General features: G+C 42.1%; 6 protein-coding genes. All 6 read right to left on the bottom strand.

The genetic code is table 11. The features are described 5' to 3' along the window. Positions 1-267: 267 nt before the first annotated feature. Entirely contained in the window at positions 268-1,017 is a 750-nt protein-coding gene (locus ACH2DQ_RS11190) for a response regulator (RefSeq protein WP_394912352.1), read from the bottom strand. A 100-nt stretch (positions 1,018-1,117) separates the two neighbouring features. Beyond that, a complete protein-coding gene (locus tag ACH2DQ_RS11195) occupies positions 1,118-2,002 on the bottom strand; it encodes a carbohydrate ABC transporter permease (protein WP_394912353.1) in 885 nt (294 codons plus the stop codon). A gap of 10 nt (positions 2,003-2,012) precedes the next feature. Continuing rightward, positions 2,013-2,894 (bottom strand): carbohydrate ABC transporter permease, encoded by an 882-nt coding sequence (locus ACH2DQ_RS11200; RefSeq protein WP_394912354.1) that lies wholly within the window; start codon positions 2,892-2,894, stop codon positions 2,013-2,015. A gap of 110 nt (positions 2,895-3,004) precedes the next feature. Further along, a complete protein-coding gene (locus tag ACH2DQ_RS11205; RefSeq protein WP_394912355.1) occupies positions 3,005-4,459 on the bottom strand; it encodes an ABC transporter substrate-binding protein in 1,455 nt (484 codons plus the stop codon). Between the two features lie 169 nt (positions 4,460-4,628). Further along, positions 4,629-6,485 carry a sensor histidine kinase gene (locus ACH2DQ_RS11210; RefSeq protein ID WP_394912356.1) on the bottom strand — a complete coding sequence of 619 codons (1,857 nt, stop codon included), beginning with the start codon at positions 6,483-6,485 and terminating at the stop codon, positions 4,629-4,631. Positions 6,486-6,718: 233 nt separating this feature from the next. Next, entirely contained in the window at positions 6,719-8,161 is a 1,443-nt protein-coding gene (locus ACH2DQ_RS11215; protein ID WP_395026758.1) for a phosphoglucomutase/phosphomannomutase family protein, read from the bottom strand. Between the last annotated feature and the right edge of the window lie 9 nt (positions 8,162-8,170).

The raw sequence follows: 8,170 nt of genomic DNA on the forward strand, positions 1-8,170 counted from the left end.
TGAATGCCCGCGTGCCGCCAAAAAGCGCTTCGGAAAGGTTAGAAAATACCAGTTCCGCGGCCAGCTGACGGAGTCCATACCAGTTTCCCACGCCCATCTTTTCGTACACTACCTATCTTATACAAAGCGTCCTTACTCAGCAAAACCCCAATATATTTCATTTAATAAACCACCTATAAAGAATTCCCTATATTACCAGAGCATATTTCAACCCAAAAAAGGCACCTCCCGTTCACCGCCAACGGAAAATGCCCTGCTCCCATGCCCTTAAACCTCATGGTTCCGATATTCATTTGCTGACATCCCTGTCTGCTTTTTAAACACCCTTGAAAAATGTGCCATATCCAGAAATCCCACTGCTTCTGCTATATCACCGATGCGAAGGGACGGATCTGTTAACATTTCTTTGGCATGTTCTATTTTGGTATGGTTTAACAACTCTGAGAAGCTTTGCCCTGTATGGCGGTTCAGAAGCTTACTCAAATGCCATTGGCTGACGTAAGTCTTCTCTGCCACCTCCAGAAGCGTTATTTTTCGATTATAATTGTCCTCAATATACTTCAATGCATTCTTTACAATAAAACTGCTGGCAGCGCTGTCGGAACTCTCTTCCACCGCATCCGCCTCTCCTGTGATTTTCTTCTTCCGGAGATTTTGCACCATTGCATCTACCGCTTCCTCTATTTCACTCATATTAGAAGGTTTCAGCAGGAACCTGGTTACGCCCAGGCGAATGGCTTTCTGTGCATAATCAAAATCCCTGAATCCGGTCAGGATGGTAATTTCCATGTTTTCAAATTCTGACTTCAATCCGGCTGCCATTGCCAGTCCGTCCAATCCCGGCATAGAGATATCGGACACTATGATATTGGGCTTATGCTCCCGGATCACTTCCTGTCCTTCAATGCCGTCATTTGCCGTGGCAACCACTTTACAATCCCATTTTTTCCAATCCACACTTCTTGAGATACCTTCCACAATGATTGGTTCATCATCAATTATTACTACTCTATACATAACTACGGCCCCCAGTACGCCCCCAGTACTTTACTTCTCCAGACCAGACGCATCCACACAACGACTGAAATGATACTTTTACCTGGATAGTATATCCATATTATCCCTTTATTGCACCTGCTGTCAATCCCTTAATAATGTTTTTCTGAAGGAAAATATATACAATCAAAACCGGAACTACAATCAGCGTTACCGAAGCTGCCATAAGTCCGAAATCTGTTCCGTATTTGGAACTGATCATCTCTAACAATGCACAGATCGGCATATTTTTGGGATCACGCATCATGGTTTTCTGTACAAACAAATCATTATAAGACCATAAGAAACTGAAAATGGCTACGGTTGAAAGGGAGGCTTTGCACAGCGGTATAATAATTTTCGTAAATACCTGAAATACATTTGCACCTTCCATATATGCCGCTTCTTCCATCTCGATTGGCAATCCCCTTAAAAATCCCATCATGACTATTGCCGCAAAGCTTAAATTTCCAGCTATCTGAGGCAGAATGACTGCAATCGGCGTACTCAGAAGATCCGCTTTTACCATCATTCTCAGTACCGGTATGATCGTGGAAAATACCGGGAACATCAAACTTGCCACGATAAAACTGTCCATAAAATTCTTTCCCTTGAAATTATACCTGGTCATGGCAAATGCCATCATAGTAGAAAGCAGCATAACTCCAAGTGTTACAGATCCTGAAATAGTAATACTGAATCCATACGCCCTTAAAATGTTCAAACTTTCAAATGCCCTCTTATAATTAGCCAGATCAAATGCCTGAGGCAGACTGAATGAATTACTGATTACCTCTGCAGAAGGTTTAAATGAGTTTAAAAATACCCATAAAAATGGAAAGATTGTTGTGACTGCCCATAATATCAGCACTGCATAAATTACGATTTTTCCAATGCCGAACTTTCTTTTTGGCATCTGTAAATCCATTGAAAATTCTTTATTTTTACTATATCTTAATTCTGTCATAACCGTCCTCCTACATATTTGCATCTGGTCTGGCAACCTTTGTTACGATCTTGGATACGATAACCCCTAGAATAACGATCAAGATTGCGATTGCAGAGCCATAACCATAATCATTTAATTCAAATGTGGTCTGGTACATATAAGTTCCCATAAAGTGGGTCAGTCCGTAAGGCGCCCCCTGACTGGCAATTACCCATGGGAGATCGAATACCTTCAAAGCTCCCGTTACCGCAAGGGTAATACAAGTACAGAACACACCGCGGAGCATTGGCATTGTAATATAAAATACCTGTTTGAATTTACTGCACCCGTCGATGGATGCTGCTTCGTATACCTCTTCCGGTATATCACTAAGCCCCGTCAGCAGGATTACAAAATAGAATCCAACATATGACCAGAGTGTGGGAATGCATACCATGATAAATGCAAGGCTTTCACCCAGCCACTTCACCTTGGCAAATCCCAGTGCGGTTAAAATCTGATTCAGCATACCAGAATCATAGTTATAAAATAATTTAAACAGTAAACCGATAGCAGTTGCGGAAATTACAATGGGGAAGAAATATACGGTTCTGAAAAACTGCTGTCCTTTCTTAATATTGCTTACCAATACTGCTAAGACAAATGCAATCCCCACTTCAAAAATTACGGTCAGAAACATCATTTTTATGGAGTTCCCAAGAGCCACACGGATCATGGGATCAGAAAACAGTTTCTGGAAATTTTCAGCTCCCACATACCGGAATGCACGGCCTGGCATAGCTACTGGAACGGACATATCATAAAGAGCATTTTTTATATTTTCTACGAAGGGTACATACAGGAATATTACAAGAAATAAAATTCCTGGAACCAAAAAGATGAGAAGCGGCCATTTTTTCTTATATAACATGGTAAATTACCTCCTGTTTAATATCATACATTGAATTTTGGGTATAAAGAAGCAGAGGGGGCGGTTTTGGAAACTCCCTCTGCTTACAAGGACAATTTTAACTTAATTTACTACTCTATGGTTTCACCGTTTTTATAACGTGTAATCATATCATTGATAATATCTTCTGCTTTGACCATACCTGCTGCCATACCGGAAATCTGGCTGGTCAGTGCTTTGTATGTGTTGTATCTTGCATCAGTTGGCAGTACCAGTCCTTTTGCAGCCTGGGCATACTCAAGCCCGCTCTTTGCCAGGTTGTCAGAAGGCATTTCATCTTCAGAGATTTCACAGGTGGGGATACCTGCGCCATTCCAGTATTTCATCAGTGAATCTTTACAGGTCTGAGCCATAACAAATTTTACTGCTGCATCTCTCTTGTCCGGGTCATCCCATGCTTTTCTTGTAATATAGAATCCGGAGGATAATCCGCTCACCATATAACCTGCCACATCTTTAGCCTGATCAGGAACACCCGGGAATGGAACTACTACCACGTTATCTTTATCATCAATTCCATTCATTCTCCAGTTTCCGTCTAACTGCATTGCTGCTTTCTTACTGTTAAATAACTGCTCTGCGGAAGAGTTGTCAATGGTGTCGGTATCTTCCGGAAAAGCGCCCATTTCCTTCATTGTTTTAATAACTTCAATGCCTTTGATCCAGTTTGCAGGAGCCTTATCCGGCATGGATGTATATTCTTCCTGTCCGGCTGTATATAACATACAAAACTCTACCCAGTAGTGAGGAACTTCATTTAGGGAACATGCTACCGGAATGATATCTTTGCTCTTGAAAGTTTCAATTGCTTTTGCAAAAGAGTCCCAATCAGTTGGAAGCTCTACACCGCACTCATCAAATACATCCTTATTACAGAAGAGTCCTTCCCAATATCCCGTTGTGGGAACTGCTCTTTTCACGCCGTCTGCATTTTTTACCTTATCCAATGCATCCGGTAATGTATCACCGGCATATTCCGGATATTCTTTTACGATCTCATCATAAGGTACTAATTTATCGGTGGAAATAATATCATTTGCTGTAGCATCTACAAAGAACTGTAAAACATCCGGTTCATTTCCTACGGAAAAGTCAGCTGCAATTCTGGACTTCCATTCTTCATTGGATACTTGTGAATCATCTTCCAGGGTTACATTTGGATGCTGTTCCATAAATGCTTTATTCACTGCCTGATAAACAATGGCATTGGGGTCTGTTCCGCCGAACATGGAAACGGTCTTAATGGTAACATCTTTTCCTCCTGCCACTTCTTCTGCTGCCTTTTTCGATGTTGCGGTCTCTATCGCCGGTGCGCTTTCCGATGCTGCTTCGGTTTCTTCGCTGCCGCCTTCTGATGCTTCTTTGGTCTCTCCATCCGTTGCCGGTGCTTTCGTTTCCTCAGATGCTGCACTTGCTTCTGTTTTCTTTCCTTCTGTTGTTGCGCTTGTGGTGCTTCCACAACCTGCCATCATGGTCATTGTCATCGCTGCTGTCATGGTTACTGCCAATACCTTTTTGAGTTTCATACTTTATTTCCTCCCTATGAGTTTTTTATTTCTATGAGTATTTCTCTCATTTCTTATAATCCTATTATACTTGTAATGACCTCAAAATGCATTAGACCTACTTGACATTATTTGTTCATTCTTGCCCTCTTCACAAGAATAATCAAATCCTGCGACAAAGTTACCCGTTTTATTCCCCAATTTTACCGGTGCTCTGCAATTCTTTTTGTGCCTTTTGTCTATTAATTTCTTCCTCTTTGTCCAGTTCTTTCTCATAGGGCAGCGTAATGACGGACTCTGTTTTGCCATCCCGGGCCGGTGTAATGGCAAGGCCATACTGCTCCCCGTAGATCAGCTTGATCCTTTCATTTACGTTGCGGATTCCAAGAGAAGTATGCTGCCCCGGCTCAGCTTTAATGCTTCCGGGGCTTCCGGACAGGATCCCATTGATTTTCTCCAAATCTTCACTGGTTATTGGTTTTCCGGAATTCAACACCTTTACATAGACCTTGGTTTCATCGTGGTATATCTGTATTTCAATTACACCGTTTTTAACCTGCTCTATGCCATGTACTACAGCATTCTCTAAGAGCGGTTGTAAAATAAGCCTCGGTACTTTTACCTGCAGCAGACTGTCATCAACCTTCCATTCCACTTTCAGACGCTTTCCAAACCTCATAGATATAATATAGAAGTAAGCATCCGCACAATGGAGTTCCTCTGCAAGATTAATCAGACGGCTTCCTGCTCTGTCCATCCGGTAATCCAGCACTGTACTCAGGGATTCGATCATCTTACTGATGGTGATATCTCCTGACATTCGCGCCTGCCAGTTCATCATTTCCAGGGTGTTGTTCAGGAAATGTGGATTGATCTGTGCCTGAAGTGCCATAATTTTAGCATCTCTGCGTGCCAGCTTTTCATCATATGCATAGTCAAACAGATACTTTACCTGTTTGGACATCCGGTTAAAAGAATCCATGAGATAAGAAAATTCAGCATTTGGCATATTTTCTCCCTCTACCACAGTTCCAAGCTGCCCTTCTTCAATTGCTTCTGAGGCCCGGATCATCCGTCTGACCGGAATACTTACCTGCTTATTTAAAAACTTCACCCCGTACATTAATACCGGAATTAGAATCAGGCTGATACATGCTATAATCTTGTATAGATTATACAGGGATTCATAAAATAATGCCTTGCTGACCAGAAAAGCAACACCTATGTTATAATCCCTGCACTTTTTTTCTTTTAGATAGCCTTTGTAACTGTTGCTTAAATCCATCTGGATTGTCTCATCTTTATTTTTATCATACTTCTGAAATAGTGCCGGAAAATACTGAAAGGAAGCATCCTTATCCTGATTTCCCACCATTACGAATTCCTCGCCATCATTAAAACAGATTGCCGCATTGACGCTTAAATCCATCTGAATATTCCGAAACAGCTGATCCTGATTCAATTCAACTATCAGCGTTCCAAACTTAATATACTTCGTAACCGTATACATATTCCGTACAATATATATCCGCCCATCCACCACACGCAGCACCGCATCGGAAGAATGGCCCTCAATCAGGTCTTTCATTTTCCCATGAATCTGTTCCATATAGCTTAAGTAAGAAAATTCGTTGTTTGCCGAATAGCATAACGGTTCATCATCACCCTCCAGATAGAAGGTAAACATACTGAATTTCTTGTCTATGTAAAACTTGCTTTTTAATTCATTATTAATATCCTGATAAAACTGATTTTTATTGGTCTCGCCTTTCCGGTACTTTCTCCAGGCTTTTTCACATACCCCTTCATAAGATGGTTTTTTCGATGCCGTAATCGCCTCATCTATTCTCTGAGAAATCGTAGATGTCACATTTTCGATGCCCAGATTTAACATCATTTCCGATTTTTCCAGTATTTCATTCCGATAAGAAAAAACCATAAATACAAATAATACCAGCAGCGGTATTACCCAGCAAAGCATAATGAAAAAAAGCATCCGCGATTTCAAAGACCTGGGCTTTTGTACATTCTGAGACTGATTTTCCATAATCCTGACCCTCCCTCTTCCATGGATCTATTGTAACATAGTACCCTTGCAATTTGCATGAAAATTTCTGGATATTTGTGGTTATAGCATAACGATTTCCTTCTTCACCGTAACGATAATCTTTATGCACCTATGCCAAAAGAGAGCAGATGCAGTACGGATTATGTACTGCATCTGCTCTGTTCAATTTACCTCATCCCCATCAATACCGCCTGCCGGAAATGATCCCCCAATCAAATAGGTTCACAGGCAATCCCCAGAAACGTTTCAAAAAGGCCGCATAGTTCTGACGCTTCTTTTGGCTTTGGCATTTCACAGAAAATCCGAAGCAGGGGTTCTGTGCCGGAAAATCTGGCGCTGATCCATCCCCCATTTTTGAAATAGATCTTACATCCGTCCAGATAGGATACCTTTTCTGCCTCTGTTTCAATCTCCGGCAGCAGTTTCTGTACCATAAGTATATTATGGATTTCTTCTTTTTTCTCCTGGCTGAATTTATAAGCCCTCTCTTCCATATGAAGGAAACCGAACTCAAGTTCAATATCCCTGGCTATCTGGGAGATCTTTTTGCCTGTAACCGCAATCATTTCAATCAGAAGTGCCGCTGCGTAGATTCCGTCTTTTCCATTGATGTGCCCCCGTACCGTCAGCCCTCCGGAAGATTCTCCGCCAATTACGGCATTCATCTCCTGCATTTTAGCAGATACATATTTGAACCCCACCGGAACCTCATAGCATTTTTCCCCGAAACTCTCCGCTACCCGGTCCAGCCTGTGAGTGGTGGAAATATTTCTCACTACCGCCCCATGCCATCCCTTATATTTCACCAGATAGTAATACAGCAGTACGAGGATATCATTTGGATGTAGAAATCTTCCAGTATCATCAATAACACCGATACGGTCTGCATCACCATCAGTTGCTATACCAATATCACATCCCCGGTCCAGAACATAGTTCTGGAGGGAACGAAGGGTATTTGCATTTGGTGCGGGAAGCTTCCCGCCAAACAGTGTGTCATGACGTTCATGAATAACTTCCAGTTCACAGCGGGCAATGGAAAGGAGGGTTTTGATCGATGTCTGGCTGACACCGTACATCGGATCAAGCGCTACCCTAAGGCCCCGTTCTTTGATGGCTTCCATATCTATGGCAGCTATAATATTATCCAGGTATTCATTTAAAGGATTAAACTCAGTTACCAGACCCTTATCTTTCGCTTCATCATATTCGGTAATCTCAATAGGATTGCCCTTTTTACAGCTTTCTTCCACTTCAGCTATATAGTCCTCTATATTTCTGGTCTGCTCTTCATCCGCATCCCTGCCTCCCTGGGTGAACACCTTGATTCCGTTATAGATAGCCGGGTTATGGCTTGCCGTCACCATCATGCCATAGTGAAGCCCGTGGCTCATAACGTAATACATAATCAGCGGAGTGGGTGAGGAACGGTTGATAAAATACGTATGGATTCCTTCTCTGGCAAAGACTTCGCAGGCCCACATAACCGCTTCCTTGGATAAAAATCTCCGGTCGTAGCCAATGACCATACCGTCTTCCTCCACTCCTTCCGCTTTCATTTTCAGGACCATTGCCATCGCTAGTTTCTGTATATTTTCCCTTGTGAATTCGTCTCCGATTACGGCTCTCCAGCCGCCTGTTCCAATATGTACCATAATCTATTC

The organism is Robinsoniella sp. (assembly GCF_034124845.1).

Excerpts from the sequence above, each read along its gene's own strand:
- ACH2DQ_RS11200 (WP_394912354.1), bottom strand. The coding sequence starts at position 2,894 with ATGTTATATAAGAAAAAATGGCCGCTTCTCATCTTTTTGGTTCCAGGA.
- ACH2DQ_RS11205 (WP_394912355.1), bottom strand. The coding sequence starts at position 4,459 with ATGAAACTCAAAAAGGTATTGGCAGTAACCATGACAGCAGCGATGACA.
- ACH2DQ_RS11210 (WP_394912356.1), bottom strand. The coding sequence starts at position 6,485 with ATGGAAAATCAGTCTCAGAATGTACAAAAGCCCAGGTCTTTGAAATCG.
- ACH2DQ_RS11215 (WP_395026758.1), bottom strand. The coding sequence starts at position 8,161 with ATGGTACATATTGGAACAGGCGGCTGGAGAGCCGTAATCGGAGACGAA.
- ACH2DQ_RS11190 (WP_394912352.1), bottom strand. The coding sequence starts at position 1,017 with ATGTATAGAGTAGTAATAATTGATGATGAACCAATCATTGTGGAAGGT.
- ACH2DQ_RS11195 (WP_394912353.1), bottom strand. The coding sequence starts at position 2,002 with ATGACAGAATTAAGATATAGTAAAAATAAAGAATTTTCAATGGATTTA.